The sequence below is a fragment of the Vibrio rotiferianus genome, from assembly GCF_002214395.1.
GTDB classification, from domain to species: Bacteria; Pseudomonadota; Gammaproteobacteria; order Enterobacterales; family Vibrionaceae; genus Vibrio; species Vibrio rotiferianus.
Genome location: NZ_CP018312.1, coordinates 3,203,580 through 3,222,774, shown reverse-complemented (window position 1 = coordinate 3,222,774; position 19,195 = coordinate 3,203,580). Strand labels below are relative to the sequence as shown.

12 protein-coding genes, 3 tRNA genes and 3 rRNA genes are annotated in these 19,195 nt (G+C 47.3%); 5 read left to right on the top strand and 13 right to left on the bottom strand.

Going from position 1 to position 19,195, the window contains the following annotated elements:
- Positions 1-19 precede the first annotated feature (19 nt).
- Genes dapF through lptM form a run of 3 tightly spaced genes read right to left on the bottom strand, consistent with a single transcriptional unit; the run spans position 20 to position 2,291 of the window.
- A complete protein-coding gene (gene dapF / locus BSZ04_RS24180; protein ID WP_010444534.1) occupies positions 20-850 on the bottom strand; it encodes a diaminopimelate epimerase in 831 nt (276 codons plus the stop codon).
- 10 nt (positions 851-860) lie between these two features.
- Positions 861-2,114, bottom strand: a complete 1,254-nt coding sequence (gene lysA, locus BSZ04_RS24175; protein ID WP_038887316.1) for a diaminopimelate decarboxylase — start codon at positions 2,112-2,114, stop codon at positions 861-863.
- A 60-nt stretch (positions 2,115-2,174) separates the two neighbouring features.
- Positions 2,175-2,291, bottom strand: coding sequence for an LPS translocon maturation chaperone LptM (gene lptM, locus BSZ04_RS25485; RefSeq protein ID WP_010444536.1), 117 nt, complete (start codon positions 2,289-2,291; stop codon positions 2,175-2,177).
- 74 nt (positions 2,292-2,365) lie between these two features.
- Here lptM and cyaY point away from each other — a divergent pair, with 74 nt between their 5' ends.
- Positions 2,366-2,680, top strand: a complete 315-nt coding sequence (gene cyaY, locus BSZ04_RS24165; RefSeq protein ID WP_010444537.1) for an iron donor protein CyaY — start codon at positions 2,366-2,368, stop codon at positions 2,678-2,680.
- A 59-nt stretch (positions 2,681-2,739) separates the two neighbouring features.
- Here the strand turns inward: cyaY and BSZ04_RS24160 are convergent, their stop codons facing one another.
- Positions 2,740-5,268, bottom strand: coding sequence for a class I adenylate cyclase (locus tag BSZ04_RS24160; protein ID WP_088881546.1), 2,529 nt, complete (start codon positions 5,266-5,268; stop codon positions 2,740-2,742).
- Positions 5,269-5,615: 347 nt separating this feature from the next.
- Here BSZ04_RS24160 and hemC point away from each other — a divergent pair, with 347 nt between their 5' ends.
- From hemC to BSZ04_RS24140, 4 genes are read left to right on the top strand one after another with little or no spacing between them, the layout of a single operon-like run.
- Positions 5,616-6,554, top strand: a complete 939-nt coding sequence (gene hemC, locus BSZ04_RS24155) for a hydroxymethylbilane synthase (RefSeq protein ID WP_045393314.1) — start codon at positions 5,616-5,618, stop codon at positions 6,552-6,554.
- A gap of 2 nt (positions 6,555-6,556) precedes the next feature.
- Positions 6,557-7,285 carry a uroporphyrinogen-III synthase gene (locus tag BSZ04_RS24150; protein ID WP_029560890.1) on the top strand — a complete coding sequence of 243 codons (729 nt, stop codon included), beginning with the start codon at positions 6,557-6,559 and terminating at the stop codon, positions 7,283-7,285.
- Between the two features lie 17 nt (positions 7,286-7,302).
- On the top strand, positions 7,303-8,514 hold the full coding sequence (locus BSZ04_RS24145; RefSeq protein WP_010444547.1) for a uroporphyrinogen-III C-methyltransferase: 1,212 nt from the start codon (positions 7,303-7,305) through the stop codon (positions 8,512-8,514).
- The gene (locus BSZ04_RS24140) at positions 8,514-9,695 is read left to right on the top strand and encodes a heme biosynthesis protein HemY (protein ID WP_088881545.1); all 1,182 of its coding nucleotides are present in this window, start codon (positions 8,514-8,516) and stop codon (positions 9,693-9,695) included. Before BSZ04_RS24145 ends, BSZ04_RS24140 begins: the two co-directional genes overlap by 1 nt.
- A gap of 708 nt (positions 9,696-10,403) precedes the next feature.
- Here the strand turns inward: BSZ04_RS24140 and BSZ04_RS24135 are convergent.
- The 9 genes from BSZ04_RS24135 to ubiD form a co-directional block, all read right to left on the bottom strand.
- Positions 10,404-10,494: transfer RNA gene (locus tag BSZ04_RS24135), tRNA-Ser, on the bottom strand.
- An 84-nt stretch (positions 10,495-10,578) separates the two neighbouring features.
- Positions 10,579-10,695, bottom strand: a 5S ribosomal RNA gene (gene rrf / locus BSZ04_RS24130).
- An 87-nt stretch (positions 10,696-10,782) separates the two neighbouring features.
- Positions 10,783-13,672, bottom strand: a 23S ribosomal RNA gene (locus BSZ04_RS24125).
- 259 nt (positions 13,673-13,931) lie between these two features.
- A tRNA-Ala gene (locus BSZ04_RS24115) sits at positions 13,932-14,007 on the bottom strand.
- 39 nt (positions 14,008-14,046) lie between these two features.
- Positions 14,047-14,123: transfer RNA gene (locus BSZ04_RS24110), tRNA-Ile, on the bottom strand.
- Positions 14,124-14,191: 68 nt separating this feature from the next.
- Positions 14,192-15,743 (bottom strand): 16S ribosomal RNA (locus BSZ04_RS24105).
- The 16S, 23S and 5S rRNA genes sit together here with 3 tRNA genes alongside, the layout of an rRNA operon.
- A gap of 485 nt (positions 15,744-16,228) precedes the next feature.
- Positions 16,229-16,942 (bottom strand): NAD(P)H-flavin reductase, encoded by a 714-nt coding sequence (fre, locus tag BSZ04_RS24100; protein WP_010444558.1) that lies wholly within the window; start codon positions 16,940-16,942, stop codon positions 16,229-16,231.
- A 14-nt stretch (positions 16,943-16,956) separates the two neighbouring features.
- Entirely contained in the window at positions 16,957-17,226 is a 270-nt protein-coding gene (locus BSZ04_RS24095; protein WP_009696789.1) for a 2Fe-2S iron-sulfur cluster-binding protein, read from the bottom strand.
- Positions 17,223-19,076 carry a 4-hydroxy-3-polyprenylbenzoate decarboxylase gene (gene ubiD / locus BSZ04_RS24090; RefSeq protein WP_088881544.1) on the bottom strand — a complete coding sequence of 618 codons (1,854 nt, stop codon included), beginning with the start codon at positions 19,074-19,076 and terminating at the stop codon, positions 17,223-17,225. The genes BSZ04_RS24095 and ubiD overlap by 4 nt, the downstream gene beginning before the upstream one ends.
- Between the last annotated feature and the right edge of the window lie 119 nt (positions 19,077-19,195).

Sequence of the window (19,195 nt, the reverse complement as noted above, 5' to 3'; positions counted from 1 at the left end):
TGGTTTTCTTGTTCTTCAACTAGCACGACAACTGACCATCAAATACGTGAGTTGCTGGCCCAGTCATAAACAGCGGTTTACCCGGGCCTTGCCAAGAAATACGTAGGTCACCACCCGGAAGAGAGACTTTCACATTCTCGTCCAGTAGACCTTGCAGAATGCCTACCGCAACTGCACCACATGCACCGCTGCCACAAGCTTGTGTTTCACCGGCACCACGTTCAAACACACGTAAACGGATGTGATTGCGATCTACGACCTGCATAAAGCCTGCGTTCACTCGCTCAGGGAAGCGTTCATGCGATTCAAGTAATGGACCAAGAACTTCCACATCAGCCGTATCAACATCATCTACCACGGTGACTACATGAGGGTTACCCATGCTCACTGCACCACAGAACAGGGTCTTATCACCAGCACGCATGATGTAGGTTTTCTCTTTCTGTTTAGCTTTGAAAGGAATCTTATTCGGTTCAAACTCGGGTACACCCATGTTAACCGTCACATCACCATCATCTTCGACATCAAGAATCATCTTACCTTTCTTGGTACTAACACTGACGCTGTACTTATTAGTTAGTCCTTTCAAACGCACAAAACGCGCGAAACAGCGAGCGCCATTACCACACTGCTCAACTTCGCTGCCATCCGCATTAAAAATACGGTAGTGGAAGTCAGTTTCTGGGTCATATGGCGCTTCAACCACGAGCAGTTGATCGAAACCAACCCCCGTGTGTCGATCCGCCAAGCGACGAATCAAATCTTGCGAGAAAAACACGTTCTGGGTAATGCAGTCGACGACCATAAAGTCGTTGCCCAAACCGTGCATTTTGGAAAAGTGGAAATGCATTTGTTGTGTGTTACTCCGGTAGAATCTGTTCCAGCTGCCACAAACTGGTCAGCTCCTCACGCTGGCGAACAAGGTGGCTTTGTTTACCATCCACCATTACTTCTGCAGCTCGGGTACGAGTATTGTAGTTCGAAGACATCACAAAGCCATAGGCACCTGCAGAGCGAACCGCGAGTAGATCACCTTCTTGCAGTACTAGTGCTCGATCTTTGCCCAAGAAGTCACCCGTTTCACAGATCGGGCCCACTAAGTCGTAAGTCTGAGCTTCACCTTCACGTGGTGCGACTGGGACAATATCTTGCCACGCTTGGTATAGTGCCGGACGCATCAAGTCGTTCATTGCTGCATCGATAATGGCAAAGTTCTTGTGCTCTGTGTGTTTGAGAAACTCCACACGTGTGAGCAAGACCCCTGCGTTGGCAGCAATCGCACGGCCGGGTTCGAAAATCAGTTCAAGATCTTGATGATTCTCAAGACGACCTAGTAGTGCTTTTGCGTAGTCTGAAGGCTGTGGCGGCAATTCATCACGATATACCACGCCCAGGCCACCACCTACGTCTAGGTGACGAATGTTGATACCTTGTGTTTTCAAGTCATCAATCAGTGCTAATAGACGATCTGTTGCATCAATGAAAGGTTCAATCTCAGTCAGTTGAGAACCAATATGACAGTCAATACCTTGTACATTTAGGTTTGGTAAGCTCTGGGCGAATTGATAAACCGCCGGAGCACGATCAAAAGCGATACCAAATTTGTTATCACGCAGACCAGTCGAAATGTAAGGGTGAGTTTTTGCGTCTACGTCAGGGTTAATTCGTAGAGAAATCGGTGCAACCACACCTAGCTCACCCGCAACTTTGTTCAAGCGCTCAAGCTCAGGTTCTGATTCCACGTTGAAGCATTTAATGCCCAGCTCCAGTGCGCGTTTCATCTCTGCTGGCGTTTTACCAACACCCGAGAACACCACCTTCTTCGCATCACCGCCTGCCGCGATAACACGCTCAAGCTCACCACCCGATACAATATCAAAGCCTGAACCCAAACGAGCCAATGCATTCAATACGCCAAGGTTAGAGTTTGCTTTTACTGCGTAACAAACAAGATGAGGATGCTGACCCACAGCGCTATCAAACGCATTCCAGTGACGCTCCAGCGTCGCACGTGAGTAAACATAAAGAGGAGTGCCATGTTGCTCGGCAAGTGCTTGGAGTGAGACGTCTTCGGCCCAAAGCTGGCCATCATCCTGATAGTTGAAGTAATCCAAAATTCGCTTCCCTTAATTAATTCGACTGCTAAACCCTAAATGTATGATGCTATAAATTCGTTATTGTGATTGCTCATTCTTCTGAGCATCATCTGGAATGTAAAGGTCTCCCGACTGCCCACAACCGGCTAAGGTCGCAGCCATCATCACAAACAACACAGTAAGTAGTTTTTTCATTTCGCATATCGTGATTATTGATTCAATGCCCCCTATAATCGCACCACACTCAGGAAAAGCAATAGGATAGACGGATGAACGATACTGAATTTCATCAACTGGTGGATGCGCAGATGCAAATCATCGAAGAATCCATCGATGAATCAGGCGCAGACATTGATTACGAAGTGTCTGGTAATGTAATGACATTGGAGTTTGAAGACCGTAGCCAAATCATCATTAACCGCCAAGAGCCAATGCATGAGATTTGGTTAGCATCGAAGTCGGGTGGCTTCCACTTCAAGCTTATCGATAACAAATGGACCTGCTCTAAGACGGGCATGGAACTATTTGCAATGGTAAAAGAAGAGTGTGAAAAGCACGCTGGTGAAGCGATCGATTGGGTATAAGCCAATAGTATTCTAGTAAGCCAGAAATAAAAAAGAGCACCCTGTGCTCTTTTTCATTTTTACACGTTCACCGCTTTGGTTGGGCGAGTTGGCGTACAACCATCATTGCGATAAGGGATAATGTAGGTATTCCCTTCTTCCGGATGAATGATTTGGTAGTACTGCGGCAAGTTAAAGTTAATAAACTTCGACGATACACGACTGTCATCTTTAACCGAGGTGTAGAAACTGTTCACCGACGCAATCATTTCATCTTTCGAACCGCTAAATTGATGGTAAACCTCAACTTGGTTTGACTCATCCAATACATAGATATTGAAGCCATCATCGGTGTCTTCAAAGAAAAACTGCACCAAACCTTCACTGGCAAAGCCATCCACTACTTCTGGCAGTTGGTACTCTTGCTCACGATCCAGCATCAACAGCGGTGAGCCTTTCAACTTGTTGGTTGAAATACTGCGGTAGAAATCGACTGAGTTTTCTAACTTCTGTACCGATACGCCACGACGTTCGAAGAACAAACCATAAGTTTGATTTCCAAGACGCATCGCTTTAAAGCGACGACGCTTCTCTTGTTCAACCGGCTTCAAACGTAAGTCAATGCACTCAGCTAATAATTGGTAAACCATATTGCGCATCACACCACGCATGTTCTTCGCGTAACAGAACACGTCAACCGACTCTGGCGGAATCGCATCTTGGTGCATTTTACCCAGAATGGTCTTCAGCGCATCCAGCATTGCGGTTTCGCCTTTGAAATGCAGTGTACGCACTTCATGCCATGAATTACGGTAAACCAAATCAACACTGCCAACTAAGTTGACTTGCTCAGGACCAAAGCTAAAGATGTCTGTATTCTTCACATCAACTTTCAGTGAACGACCGGACAATGCTGCCGTCGGGTCATTTTCGAAGTTGATGAACATTGCCATTTGGCTGATCTCACACGGACTCGCTAATGCTTGCATGGTTGGACGACGCTTACGCAACGAGAAGGTGTTACGCAAGTCACTCACCATTTGGTAGAACTTATCAATGTCTAACTGAGCTTCACGCACCACCGCGTGTAAACGTGTCGATTCAGTAATCAAACCGTTGAAGAACGCCCAAGAAACCAGCTTGCTCAAGTATTCGTGATGCTCAAGACAAGGTTGACCAAGAATGCGGTGCGCAATCAATGGTTGCTTGTACAAGTACCAACCGGATTTGTTTACGCTGCCTTCTTTTACTTCAATGAAGCTCAAGTCGGGTTCGTGCAAATCTGGTGAGATCTGCGGGTTAAGCAAGGTAACTTTACCCGGCAACACTTCGAATGCCGCGTACAATTTACGTGCGAGGATACTGATATCTTGCGGGCTGATCGCCGAAGTAATGTCGTTACGGCGCGCAAACTGGATCAAGTTACGGTAGCTTTGCATCAAAGCATCCAGCAGTGCATGGTGCACTACTTTCACTTGCTCTACTTTCCAGTTACGGCGATCGTCGAGCTCCGCCAATACCGATGCATCCCAATCCCATTTCGCAGTCATGTCGCTCAAAGCTTCACGACGCCAAGCCACAGAGCCGACATCTGGTTCGCGAGACAGTTTTTCATGGGTTTTAAGATAGAAACAGCGGCGAACTAAATCCAAACGTGTGTCATCTTGGATTCGCTCTAGGTAACGCGTTACTTTCTCTAGCATCAAGTAGTACGCATCCATGCCGTACAAGTCAGGCTCGTGGGCAAAGAAGCGACGCTTGGTGTCGATACTAAGAAGTTGTGTGTGCGGGTATTCCCACGAGTAAGCTTCAAGCAAGATCGCTTTCAACACGGATTTGTAAGGGGAATCGATACTCTTATACAGCTGCCATAAGTTCGAGCCGAAGTACTCTTCAGCAGGAATGCGGTTAAGCTGACCAAAGTTGATCCACTCATCACAGTTGATATAGCCATCTTTACAAAGCTGTGCAACGTACTCGTCGTAACACTCTTCCATTTCTGGCGGCACGATTTGCCACAGCAGGCGTTGGCCTGCGAGACGTACCGCAGAACGGTAGAATTCATCCAGCAATAAAAGATGCTGAGAAGAACCACAGTTATCACCGGTCATCTCTTCTGAATGATTACTACGGAAACGCTCTTCATCCATCAAGAAGAAGTTCGCCTCCACACCTTGGCTTTGCGCCCAATCAGTGATCAGCAAACATTTGTTGGTAAGCAGTTCACGCTGGTCGTTATCCATCTCCGGCGAGATACACACCCAGATATCCAAATCACTTGAGGTACTTTGACCAATAGAAGAGGTACTGCCCATGGTGTACAAGCCAAGGATGGCAGGTTGCTCAGCAGTTTCGAGCGGCTGACCAATCGTCAATTGAGTGTCTTCAAGGAATTGTTGCTGGAGTTGATTCAACTCAAAGCCAAACACACCATAAGGTACATCGGCATCATAATAGCCCGGAATCACAGGGTGGTTGTAGTTCAACAAGGCAGGAATCAAGTGGAATACTTGCTGGCTTTGCGAATCCATAAGCGCCAGCGCGCGCTCAATACGCTGCTGGTTTAGATTATCTAATCGCTGAATAAGTTTTTGGGTGTAAGCCTGCAAGGGAAGTTCCTTGGTTGAACAATCACGAAATTTGCTGATGTTTTAAACCAAAACGGCTTAAAAACGTGATCAATTTAACACTTTCATCAGGGTTGGTAAAGATTTCCACCCGCAAATAGTTGTGGTCTAAAAACCCCACACTAGTCGCAAAAATTGATAGCGCCGTAGTGTCGCTTGTATTCGCCTATAACTAATAATAGTCCTTAGTCTAAATGAGAATCTAGTCACACTATTTTCATAACGTTGTGTAATTCCATTTATGACCCCTAGAGAAGCCTAACTAACATTAAGACTTTCACGCGTTGAGTGGTAGGATTAAGCAAAACTAAAACAGCATTGAGAAGACCATGACACAATCTACGCCAATTCGCATTGCAACACGAAAAAGCCCACTTGCCCTATGGCAAGCCTACTATGTAAAAGATGCCCTTCAAGCCGCTCATCCTGGCCTTGACGTGGAGCTGGTTACTATGGTGACCAAAGGCGACATCATTTTGGATACGCCGCTAGCAAAAGTCGGTGGTAAAGGCTTGTTCGTTAAAGAGCTGGAAGTGGCAATGCTTGAAGGTCGCGCAGACCTTGCGGTGCACTCAATGAAAGATGTACCAGTAGACTTCCCTGAAGGTCTTGGCTTGGTGACGATTTGTGAACGTGAAGATCCACGTGATGCATTCGTATCAAACACTTACAACAACATTGATGAGCTACCGCAAGGCGCGGTTGTTGGTACTTGTAGCTTACGTCGTCAGTGTCAGTTGAAAGAATACCGCCCAGACCTGATCATCAAAGAGCTACGCGGTAATGTTGGTACGCGTCTAGGTAAGCTAGATGCAGGTGAATACGACGCGATCATTCTTGCAGCAGCAGGTCTGAAGCGCCTTGAGCTAGAAGAGCGCATTCGCAGCTTTATCGAACCAGAACAATCACTGCCAGCAGTAGGCCAAGGCGCGGTAGGCATTGAGTGCCGTGTGGATGACGAACGCCTACTAAAACTGCTTGAGCCACTAAATCACCAAGATACGGCAGATCGCGTGCGCTGTGAGCGCGCAATGAACCTCACTCTTGAGGGCGGTTGTCAGGTACCAATCGGCAGCTACTCACTGCTTGATGGCGACAACATCTGGCTTCGCGCACTGGTTGGTGAACCAGACGGTAGCCTAATTGTACGTGGTGAAATTCGTGGTCACCGCAACGATGCCGAAGCACTAGGCGTTCAACTTGCTAACGAGCTACTTGAAAACGGTGCGCGCGACATCCTAACCAAACTGTACGCAGACCACGAATAATCATGACAGTGTTGGTCACTCGTCCGGGAGAGCAAGGCATGGCGCTTTGCTCTCTGCTCGAAAGGCACGGCATAACTGCAATTCATCATCCACTGATCGACATCGTCGCCGATCTCAGCGACACACAACTCTCCAAATACATTGAAAGTGCTCAAATCATCATTGCGGTAAGCCAACATGCGGTGCAATGCGCAGAGCAAATCTTGCGAAACCACGCTAAATCATGGTCTAAGCAAGCTATATACCTTGCCGTCGGTCAAAAAACCGCACACTATTTGAGCAAATGTACCCAACAAAAAGTACACTATCCACAAGTCAGTGATAGTGAGCACTTGTTGCAGCTTCCCGAATTAGACAATGTAGATAAACAAACCGTTCTTATTCTTCGCGGTAACGGTGGAAGAGAGCTGATAAAAGATGCATTGGTGAGACGTGGAGCAAAAGTTCACTATTGTGAGACTTATAAGAGAGAATTTATCCCATTCGATCCAGTAAGCTGTGTCTCACAATGGAAAACCCAGCAAATCAACCAGATCATCATCACCAGTGGTGAACAACTGGATTATTTGTGTCGCCAATTGTCGCCAGAGCAATTGGCTTGGCTTAATCAACAAGAGTTGTATATCCCCAGTCAGCGAATCGCTGACATCGCAATTCAACGGGGCTTCACTCAGGTCAGATGCACAGGAAGCGCATCCAACCAAGAATTACTGGCTGCTCTCCAGCCCTAGCTACACAGGATATAGGCATGACAAGTAAAAATAACGATCAAAAGAATAACGATAAAAACCTTTCCGAAGAAACCACATCGGCACCGCTAGCTGAAAAAGACACGCCTAAAAAGGAATCTGAATCGAGCAAAGCAGAATCAAAGCCTGCCGAACCAACCAAACCAACAGAGCCAAGCAAAGGTGAATTTGAAGAGAAGCAAGGTAAACGTGGCGTCAAGCTGGGTACCGTTGCAATCGTCTTGTCACTTATTTTTGGTGGTGGTCTGACTTACAAAATGCTCGAGCAGCAGTCTGAATACCAAACTCAGATTGCTCAGCTTCAAAACCAACTAGAGCAAGCTCAATCAGCAATGAAACAAGAGCTAAGCCAAGTAAAACAAGAGACAATTGAAAAAGCGACTACAGTCACTCACAAAGCAGAAGTGGTACTGGGTCAGCAGCAAAAGAGCATTGAAAGCCTGCAACTAGCAGTCGCTGACGTAAAAGGCCGTCGTCCAAACGACTGGTTACTAGCAGAAGCTGACTACCTAGTAAAACTCGCTGGTCGTAAGTTGTTCCTAGAGCACGATGTAGAAAGCGCGACTCAATTGATGGAAAGTGCAGACCAACGCATCGCCGCACTAAACGATCCAAGTTTAGTTGGGCTTCGTAAAGCAATGGCAAACGACATTACTAAGCTACGTGTTGTACCTTTGGTAGACCGTGATGGCTTGGTATTACGCCTAACTGCGCTACAGCAACAGGTAGATAAACTACCTCTAGCGAATGCCTTGCTACCAGAGGCGGCAGCAGTCGAAAAACAAGAAGTCTCAGAAGACATTGCTAACTGGCAAGATAACCTGATGACGTCATTGAAAGATTTCTCAGAAAACTTCATCACCTTCCGCACTCGCGATGGTAACGTGATTCCTCTATTGTCCCCACAGCAACACTTCTACTTGAAAGAAAACATCAAAGCGAAGCTAGAGACAGCAATCAAAGCGGTATACCAAGAGCAAGGTGAGATCTACACCACCTCGTTGGAAACAGCGGATAAATGGGCCATGGCATTCTTCAACCAAGACGACAACTCGGTTAAAGAATTCAACAAGACACTGAGCCAACTGAGCAAGCAAGACATTCAAGTCGAATACCCTGCGAAGCTAGAAAGCCAAAACCAACTCTCAGATGTGATTCGTGAACGCCTACGTCGTGAAGTGACCACGATGACAGGTACGGAGGATAAGTAATGGTTCGTCTTATTTTCCTATTTGTAGTTCTTGGTGCTGGCTTATTCGTTGGCACGCAGTTCTCAGGTCAGCAAGGTTATGTCCTGATTTCAATCGCGAACAAAACCATTGAGATGAGCGTAACCACGCTAGTGATCTTCGTAATTGCAGCATTGGCAGCACTGTTCTTCCTAGAGTACGTGGTCAAGAAACTGGTTTACGCAAGCTCAAGCACTTGGAACTACTTCAGCGTGCGTAAAATGCGCCGCTCTCGTCGCTACACCAACGAAGGCATCATCAAGCTACTTGAAGGTGACTGGAAAGGTGCCGAGAAGAAAGTGACACGCTGGGCAAATCACCACGACATGCCTCTTCTATGCTACCTAGTGGCTTCAGAGGCTGCACAAGGTCAAGGTGACAAAGCTAAGCGGGACCAGTACCTAGAACTGGCAAGCCAGCAAGAGAATGCGCACCTAGCAGTAGAGCTGACTCGTGCGAAACAGTTCATTCGCGATAACGAATTCGAATCTGCATTCGATACTCTGCAAGCGCTGAAAGGTCAGTACGCGAATAACTCAATTGTTCTTAACCTGCTAAAGACCACTTACATGCAGCTTAAGCTGTGGCAACCGCTGATCGATCTGATGCCTCAGCTAACCAAAGCCAAGCTGGTAACAGAAGAAGAGCAAGCGGAACTGATTCAGAAGGCACAGTGTGGCTTACTACACGAAGTCGCGCAGCAACAAGGTAGCGAAGGTCTGATCTCACACTGGAACGGTCTGCCACGCAAAGTAAAACAAGATACTCACCTCATTGCTTGCTTCGCACGAGAACTCATTTCACGTAAAGCAGATTCTGAAGCCTTCACGGTTATCAAAGAAGCACTAAAGAAACACCCAACACCTGAACTATACAGACTAATGCCTGAGCTAAATTTGTCAGACAGCCATCCTGTAGTTGTATTCTTAGAAGGTGTATTAAAGCGTGAATCGGATAATGCCGCTGCTCATAGTGCTTTAGGACACTTCCTATTCCGACAAGAAAAATGGCAAGACGCACAACAACAGTTCGAGGTTGCTCTTAAGCTCCACTCAGACGTCTCTGACTATGCTTTCCTCGCAGACACACTAGAGAAGCAAAACCTGACTAAAGCGGCTCACGAGGTCTCTCGTAAAGCACTGACGCTAGTTCAAAACAACTAAGCGATTCAGAAAGTAGAAAGCCGACAGTAAACTGTCGGCTTTTTTATTGCCTGCCATTCCTCATGCCCCTTTATCGCTTCAACTAACTACCCAAAAGTTGTGTTCCCTCTACTGACTATTCTTCATTAGAGACAATCACCAACGCCTCTATAGTTCACTCCAAACTACCACTCTTCATCTCATCAAGAGCTATGTGAAACAACCTCAGTCACTTTCTACAAAGCAGAGCGATTGAATAGCATTTATTGTACAAGCTAAAGCAAAGAGTCACGGTAATCGGCAATAAGCATCAGAGGGTACGTAACGTCGCTTATACATATTTAAGGCAGCAGTGAGTAGAAACGCTCTTCTGTTAACAGAAACACTGAGCCGATAGAGATAGAAAGGGTAAGGGACAGGCTTAATAACTTTTAGTGGAGGACAAAGCTATGTGTTCCTATAACCCTATAAAGTGAGGATAACAGAAATCCTCAAGGGACTGCTTATTAGGTGGAGAGCAGAGGTGCTTAGTTTGGAGCAACGTCGGCTAGGAGGTTGATTCAAATCACTTCGCCGATTTGCAAGTATCAGAAACGACGAAAGCCCGTTGAATTGTCAACGGGCTTTCTATGTAGTGACAGAGAATCGGGATTTAGTAAATCCCTATCATTTCATAGCTCGTGTAGAAATGAAAAAAGCCTCGCTATTTCTAGCGAGGCTTCTTAATAGTGGCGGAGAGATAGGGATTTGAACCCTAGATACGCTATTAACGTATGCCGGTTTTCAAGACCGGTGCTTTCAACCACTCAGCCATCTCTCCACAAATTGTTACTAAAATTTAGTCTTACTTAAATAATGCTAAATTTCAGTTTTGCCTTTAGATTTATCTAAAAGCGATATTAAAGCCTGGCGATGTCCTACTCTCACATGGGGAAGCCCCACACTACCATCGGCGCTAATTCGTTTCACTTCTGAGTTCGGAATGGAAATCAGGTGGGTCCAAATCGCTATGGTCGCCAAGCAAATTCTTTAATTCGGAAAGCTGTTTTCAGTTCTTAACACATTCAATGTTCTTACATTGAGTCCATCAAAACCCCTTGGGTGTTGTATGGTTAAGCCTCACGGGCAATTAGTACAGGTTAGCTCAACGCCTCACAACGCTTACACACCCTGCCTATCAACGTTCTAGTCTCGAACAACCCTTTAGGATACTTAAAGTATCAGGGAAGACTCATCTCAGGGCTCGCTTCCCGCTTAGATGCTTTCAGCGGTTATCGATTCCGAACTTAGCTACCGGGCAATGCGTCTGGCGACACAACCCGAACACCAGAGGTTCGTCCACTCCGGTCCTCTCGTACTAGGAGCAGCCCCCTTCAATCTTCCAACGCCCACGGCAGATAGGGACCGAACTGTCTCACGACGTTCTAAACCCAGCTCGCGTACCACTTTAAATGGCGAACAGCCATACCCTTGGGACCGACTTCAGCCCCAGGATGTGATGAGCCGACATCGAGGTGCCAAACACCGCCGTCGATATGAACTCTTGGGCGGTATCAGCCTGTTATCCCCGGAGTACCTTTTATCCGTTGAGCGATGGCCCTTCCATTCAGAACCACCGGATCACTATGACCTGCTTTCGCACCTGCTCGAATTGTCATTCTCGCAGTCAAGCGGGCTTATGCCATTGCACTAACCTCACGATGTCCAACCGTGATTAGCCCACCTTCGTGCTCCTCCGTTACGCTTTGGGAGGAGACCGCCCCAGTCAAACTACCCACCAGGCACTGTCCGTAACCCCGATAAGGGGTCGACGTTAGAACATCAACACTACAAGGGTGGTATTTCAAGGACGGCTCCACCAACACTGGCGTGCTGGTTTCAAAGCCTCCCACCTATCCTACACATGTAGGGTCAATGTTCAGTGCCAAGCTGTAGTAAAGGTTCACGGGGTCTTTCCGTCTAGCCGCGGGTACACTGCATCTTCACAGCGATTTCAATTTCACTGAGTCTCGGGTGGAGACAGCGTGGCCATCATTACGCCATTCGTGCAGGTCGGAACTTACCCGACAAGGAATTTCGCTACCTTAGGACCGTTATAGTTACGGCCGCCGTTTACCGGGGCTTCGATCAAGAGCTTCGACCGAAGTCTAACCCCATCAATTAACCTTCCGGCACCGGGCAGGCGTCACACCGTATACGTCATCTTACGATTTTGCACAGTGCTGTGTTTTTAATAAACAGTTGCAGCCACCTGGTATCTGCGACTCTCAATAGCTCCATCCGCAAGGGACTTCACCGTCGAGAGCGTACCTTCTCCCGAAGTTACGGTACCATTTTGCCTAGTTCCTTCACCCGAGTTCTCTCAAGCGCCTTGGTATTCTCTACCCGACCACCTGTGTCGGTTTGGGGTACGATTCCTTACAATCTGAAGCTTAGAGGCTTTTCCTGGAAGCATGGCATCAATGACTTCACTACCGTAGTAGCTCGACGTCGTGTCTCAGCCTTAAGAAGAGCCGGATTTACCTAACTCTTCAGCCTACGCACTTGAACCTGGACAACCGTCGCCAGGCCCACCTAGCCTTCTCCGTCCCCCCATCGCAATTGTAAGAAGTACGGGAATATTAACCCGTTTCCCATCGACTACGCCTTTCGGCCTCGCCTTAGGGGTCGACTTACCCTGCCCCGATTAACGTTGGACAGGAACCCTTGGTCTTCCGGCGAGGAGGTTTTTCACCCCCTTTATCGTTACTCATGTCAGCATTCGCACTTCTGATACCTCCAGCATGCTTTACAACACACCTTCAACGGCTTACAGAACGCTCCCCTACCCAATGAAGTAAACTTCATTGCCGCAGCTTCGGTTTATAGCTTAGCCCCGTTACATCTTCCGCGCAGGCCGACTCGACTAGTGAGCTATTACGCTTTCTTTAAATGATGGCTGCTTCTAAGCCAACATCCTAGCTGTCTAAGCCTTCCCACATCGTTTCCCACTTAGCTATAATTTGGGACCTTAGCTGGCGGTCTGGGTTGTTTCCCTCTCCACGACGGACGTTAGCACCCGCCGTGTGTCTCCCGGATAGTACTTACTGGTATTCGGAGTTTGCAAAGGGTTGGTAAGTCGGGATGACCCCCTAGCCTTAACAGTGCTCTACCCCCAGTAGTATTCGTCCGAGGCGCTACCTAAATAGCTTTCGGGGAGAACCAGCTATCTCCAGGTTTGATTGGCCTTTCACCCCTAGCCACAAGTCATCCGCTAATTTTTCAACATTAGTCGGTTCGGTCCTCCAGTTGATGTTACTCAACCTTCAACCTGCCCATGGCTAGATCACCTGGTTTCGGGTCTATATCCAGAGACTGAACGCCCAGTTAAGACTCGGTTTCCCTACGGCTCCCCTAGATGGTTAACCTTGCCACTGAATATAAGTCGCTGACCCATTATACAAAAGGTACGCAGTCACACCACGAAGGTGCTCCTACTGCTTGTACGTACACGGTTTCAGGTTCTATTTCACTCCCCTCACAGGGGTTCTTTTCGCCTTTCCCTCACGGTACTGGTTCACTATCGGTCAGTCAGTAGTATTTAGCCTTGGAGGATGGTCCCCCCATATTCAGACAGGATATCACGTGTCCCGCCCTACTCGATTTCACTGAATGTGCGTTGTCAACTACGGGGCTATCACCCTGTATCGCCGGACTTTCCAGACCGTTCGTCTAACGCATATAAAGCTTAAGGGCTAGTCCAATTTCGCTCGCCGCTACTTTCGGAATCTCGGTTGATTTCTTTTCCTCGGGGTACTTAGATGTTTCAGTTCCCCCGGTTCGCCTCCTGTTGCTATGTATTCACAACAGGATACTTGCTTATGCAAGTGGGTTTCCCCATTCGGAAATCCCAGACTCAAATGGTTTTTACTACCTAATCTGGGCTTATCGCAAGTTAATACGTCCTTCATCGCCTCTGACTGCCAAGGCATCCACCGTGTACGCTTAGTCACTTAACCATACAACCCGAAGGAGTTTCGAGTTGATGAACAAGTCACCAAAGTTGTCTGCAATTTTTATACATGATGCAGACTCGATTTTGCCGGACTCAAATTCCAAGAACACTTGAATGTGTTGTATTGGTGTTTGTCTTAAAGACAAACATTGAGAACTTTACAATCAACAATAAATTGTTGATTTGTCAGCTTTCCAAATTGTTAAAGAGCAGATTTCTTAATGAAACCATTTTTAAAAGCACTCATTGAATGCACTTAAAGATGGTGGAGCTATGCGGGATCGAACCGCAGACCTCCTGCGTGCAAGGCAGGCGCTCTCCCAGCTGAGCTATAGCCCCATCAAGGTGTCGATACTGTATACCAACTTCAAAGGAAATTGGTGGGTCTGAGTGGACTCGAACCACCGACCTCTCGCTTATCAGGCGAACGCTCTAACCACCTGAGCTACAGACCCAGTATCGTCTCTTTTACTTTATAAACCGTATCAATCTGTGTGGACACTCATCGTGAGTAATCATCGTATAAGGAGGTGATCCAGCGCCAGGTTCCCCTAGCGCTACCTTGTTACGACTTCACCCCAGTCATGAACCACAAAGTGGTAAGCGTCCTCCCGAAGGTTAAACTACCTACTTCTTTTGCAGCCCACTCCCATGGTGTGACGGGCGGTGTGTACAAGGCCCGGGAACGTATTCACCGTGGCATTCTGATCCACGATTACTAGCGATTCCGACTTCACGGAGTCGAGTTGCAGACTCCGATCCGGACTACGACGCACTTTTTGGGATTCGCTCACTCTCGCAAGTTGGCTGCCCTCTGTATGCGCCATTGTAGCACGTGTGTAGCCCTACTCGTAAGGGCCATGATGACTTGACGTCGTCCCCACCTTCCTCCGGTTTATCACCGGCAGTCTCCCTGGAGTTCCCGACATTACTCGCTGGCAAACAAGGATAAGGGTTGCGCTCGTTGCGGGACTTAACCCAACATTTCACAACACGAGCTGACGACAGCCATGCAGCACCTGTCTCAGAGTTCCCGAAGGCACCAATCCATCTCTGGAAAGTTCTCTGGATGTCAAGAGTAGGTAAGGTTCTTCGCGTTGCATCGAATTAAACCACATGCTCCACCGCTTGTGCGGGCCCCCGTCAATTCATTTGAGTTTTAATCTTGCGACCGTACTCCCCAGGCGGTCTACTTAACGCGTTAGCTCCGAAAGCCACGGCTCAAGGCCACAACCTCCAAGTAGACATCGTTTACGGCGTGGACTACCAGGGTATCTAATCCTGTTTGCTCCCCACGCTTTCGCATCTGAGTGTCAGTATCTGTCCAGGGGGCCGCCTTCGCCACCGGTATTCCTTCAGATCTCTACGCATTTCACCGCTACACCTGAAATTCTACCCCCTCTACAGTACTCTAGTCTGCCAGTTTCAAATGCAATTCCGAGGTTGAGCCCCGGGCTTTCACATCTGACTTAACAAACCACCTGCATGCGCTTTACGCCCAGTAATTCCGATTAACGCTCGCACCCTCCGTATTACCGCGGCTGCTGGCACGGAGTTAGCCGGTGCTTCTTCTGTCGCTAACGTCAAATAATGCAGCTATTAACTACACTACCTTCCTCACGACTGAAAGTGCTTTACAACCCGAAGGCCTTCTTCACACACGCGGCATGGCTGCATCAGGCTTGCGCCCATTGTGCAATATTCCCCACTGCTGCCTCCCGTAGGAGTCTGGACCGTGTCTCAGTTCCAGTGTGGCTGATCATCCTCTCAGACCAGCTAGGGATCGTCGCCTTGGTGAGCCATTACCTCACCAACTAGCTAATCCCACCTAGGCATATCCTGACGCGAGAGGCCCGAAGGTCCCCCTCTTTGGCCCGTAGGCATTATGCGGTATTAGCCATCGTTTCCAATGGTTATCCCCCACATCAGGGCAATTTCCTAGGCATTACTCACCCGTCCGCCGCTCGACGCCGTTATCGTTCCCCGAAGGTTCAGATAACTCGTTTCCGCTCGACTTGCATGTGTTAGGCCTGCCGCCAGCGTTCAATCTGAGCCATGATCAAACTCTTCAATTTAAGATTTTGTTCGGCTCAATGAATACTGAACATTACATAAGTAATGTTTGAATTGACTGTGCTGAATCTTTCGATTCAATGGTCACTTCGTTTCATTGAAACCTAATTTGAAACCGCTCTTTATTAAGAGAAATTTCTAATTGGATTATCATCAACGAGTGCCCACACAGATTGATAGGTCTATATTTTTAAAGAGCTTGCTTATCGAGAAGTTTTTCTCTCAAAGCGGAGGTGCATTCTAACGAGATAATTGAGAGTGTCAAACACTTTTTTCAATTTATTTTCTCAGAAGCTTTTCACCTCTCCGACCCTGCTGAAGCCTTATCGCGTCTGCCGTGTCGGTGGATGCGCATTATAGGGAACTCAGATCCGTTCGCAACCCTTTTTTGAAAAAAAATGGAAAAAACTGACTGTTCGATGACTATTTCATCAAAAAAGCAAAAAAGAGGGTAAAAAACCCTCTTTTTCTGCCTCAAAAGCCGTATTTAAATGAACGCGTACGCGTCTGCGAACATACGTTCACTCTTAGCTTTCTTGTTCTGAGTGAACTGTTCACGCGCTGCGCCAGCCATTTCGAAGCGACCTGCAATATAGATATCGTAGTTTTCTAAGCTTTCGAAATCTTCACTCACCGCTTGTAGCACGTTACCAACTTTACCTTGCCAATCGGTAGGTGCTTCTTCTACTACTGGAATAAAGTGAACGTTGGCAAACTTTTCAGCGATCTCGACCAACTCTTCTTTAGCGTAAAGTTGGCAGTTATCACGCGCACCCCAGTATAAATAGATAGGGTTGGTTTTGTTCTGTGCAACACAGTGATCCAGAATCGAACGCACGTAACTAAAGCCAGTACCACCAGCAATCAATAATAGTGGGCGTTCGCTTTCTTCTTGAACCCAAGCATCACCATGTGGGGCATCAATCTCGATATGACCATCTGTTTCTAATGCCGCTTGCATTGCTTCAACAACTTCTAGTGCATAAGCGTTGTGTTCCGCCGCACCGATGTGCAGTTCAAGTTCACCTTCATGACGACAAGGACTGCTTGCAATAGAGAAAGGACGCTTGTCTTTTTCACCCATCACAACCATTAGGTACTGACCTGCTTTAAAAGGTACAGGTGATTCTGGGTGAAGAAGGATTTGATAAGTATTACAAGCTAACGGCTGAATAGACTTTACTTTACATTGGATGGTCATGGTGTTCCTCTCGCTTACTCATCAAAAGTAAGCACTAAATTACTTTCTGTATAGGCTTGGCAAGGGAATATCCAACCTTGCTGTTGCTCTTTTTCGGTTAGCATCGGTTCGAGGTGGTAACTCACCTCACCCGTCAGCTTTTTACACATGCACATGGCGCAAGCGCCAACTTGGCAACGGTGGGGGAAGCGAATATTATTGTTGAGCGCGGCTTCCAACACCGTCTCCCCTTCTTTTACTTGGAATGTAACGTCCATCGGTAGAAGGTGGACTTGATGACTCATAGAATACCTAACTGGTTCCAAATCTCATCGACTTTAGCCACAAGTTTAGGATCTTTTTTGATAGGTGTTCCCCACTCGCGCTTGACTTCAGATTCGAACTTGTTGGTCGCATCCAACCCTAATTTGGATGAACTATCAGTCTTACCACGCACTTGGATGGTGTCTCTATCTGGGTCCATTCTAGTTGTCACAGCCCAAATAATGTCATTCCAATCTCGTGCATTAACGTCATCGTCGCACAAGATAATGAATTTGTTATCCGTGTACTGAGCAAAGAAGTCCCACAGGTATTCCATCAATTCTTGAGATTGACCAGCTTGGTCTTTCTTCATGGTCACAACAGCGAACTGGTTATTTGCTGTTGCTGGTAGATAGATATCGACAATCTCAGGGCGTTGCTGTTTTAGCGTATCTAGATCAGACTGGGTAATCACTTTATTGTCACGTTCGTTGACCTTGATGCGTGTCGCCAGTTCAGCATCCCATTTAATGGTCGCATCTAAACCCATCTTGGAGCCAAGACCAACCACAGGCGAAGCAAAGTCAAGTGAGTCGATTGGCGTGTTGTCTATCATCAAGGTGTCACGTACAGGCTCCATATGCTCTGACATGGCTTTCACGACATCATTCCAATCTCGCGCGTTTACCGATTCATCGCACACAATAACAAACTTGGTGTACATGAACTGACGTAAGAAAGACCATACGCCCATCATTACGCGCTTGGCATGTCCTGGGTACTGCTTCTTCATAGTGACGACCGCCATTCGGTACGAACAACCTTCTGGCGGTAGGTAGAAGTCCTCAATCTCTGGAAACTGCTTTTGCAGAATCGGCACAAAGACTTCGTTTAATGCCACACCCAATACAGCTGGTTCATCTGGCGGACGGCCTGTGTAGGTACTGTGGTAGATTGGGTCTTTACGCATGGTAATGTGCGTAATGGTAAACACGTGGTGTTTTTCTTTTTCGTTGTAGTAGCCAGTGTGGTCGCCATAAGGACCTTCATCAGCAAACTCGTTCGGGTCGATATAGCCTTCCATCACGATTTCAGCGCTCGCTGGCACTTCCAAATCATTACTGACTGACTTCACGACTTCCGTTTTGCTGCCACGTAGCAAACCTGCAAATGCGTATTCCGATAGCGTATCTGGCACAGGCGTTACTGCACCAAGAATGGTTGCGGGGTCTGCACCAAACGCGACTGAAACAGGGAAAGGTTTACCTGGATTGGTTTCCATCCAATCACGCAGGTCAAGCGCACCACCACGATGAGCCAACCAACGCATGATGATTTTGTTCTTGGCAATTTTCTGCTGGCGATAAATACCTAGGTTCTGACGTTTCTTGTTTGGACCCTTGGTCACGGTTAAGCCCCACGTAAGCAGTGGCGCAACGTCTTCCGCCCAGCAACTCATCACCGGGATTTTATCCAAATCGACTTCATCACCTTGCCACACAATCTCTTGGCACGATGCTTTTCTTAAGCGCTTGGCTGGCATGTTCAATACTTGCTTGAACACTGGCAATTTTTCCAATGCGTCTTTGAAGCCTTTTGGTGGCTCAGGTTCTTTCAAATAAGCCAGCAGCTTACCGACTTCTCTTAATTCTTTAACGTCTTCACGTCCCATACCAATCGCGACACGCTCTGGCGTACCAAATAGGTTCGTCAAAACAGGTACATCGTAGCCAATTGGGTTCTCAAACAACAGCGCAGGGCCACCAGCACGCAAGGTACGGTCGCTGATCTCTGTCATTTCGTAAGCGGGGTCGACGGGGTGAGTGATGCGTTTAAGTCGACCTTTCTGTTCTAGGTGGTCGATAAATTCGCGTAAATCCTTAAAACACATAGGCCTTCATGCTGGCTGATTAAACTGTCCGCAGTATAACAAATAGGAGGACGCTAAGATCCTCCTATTTTGTGTGGGTATGTGAACTCGATAACGACAAGAATCGTTACTTAAAGAAC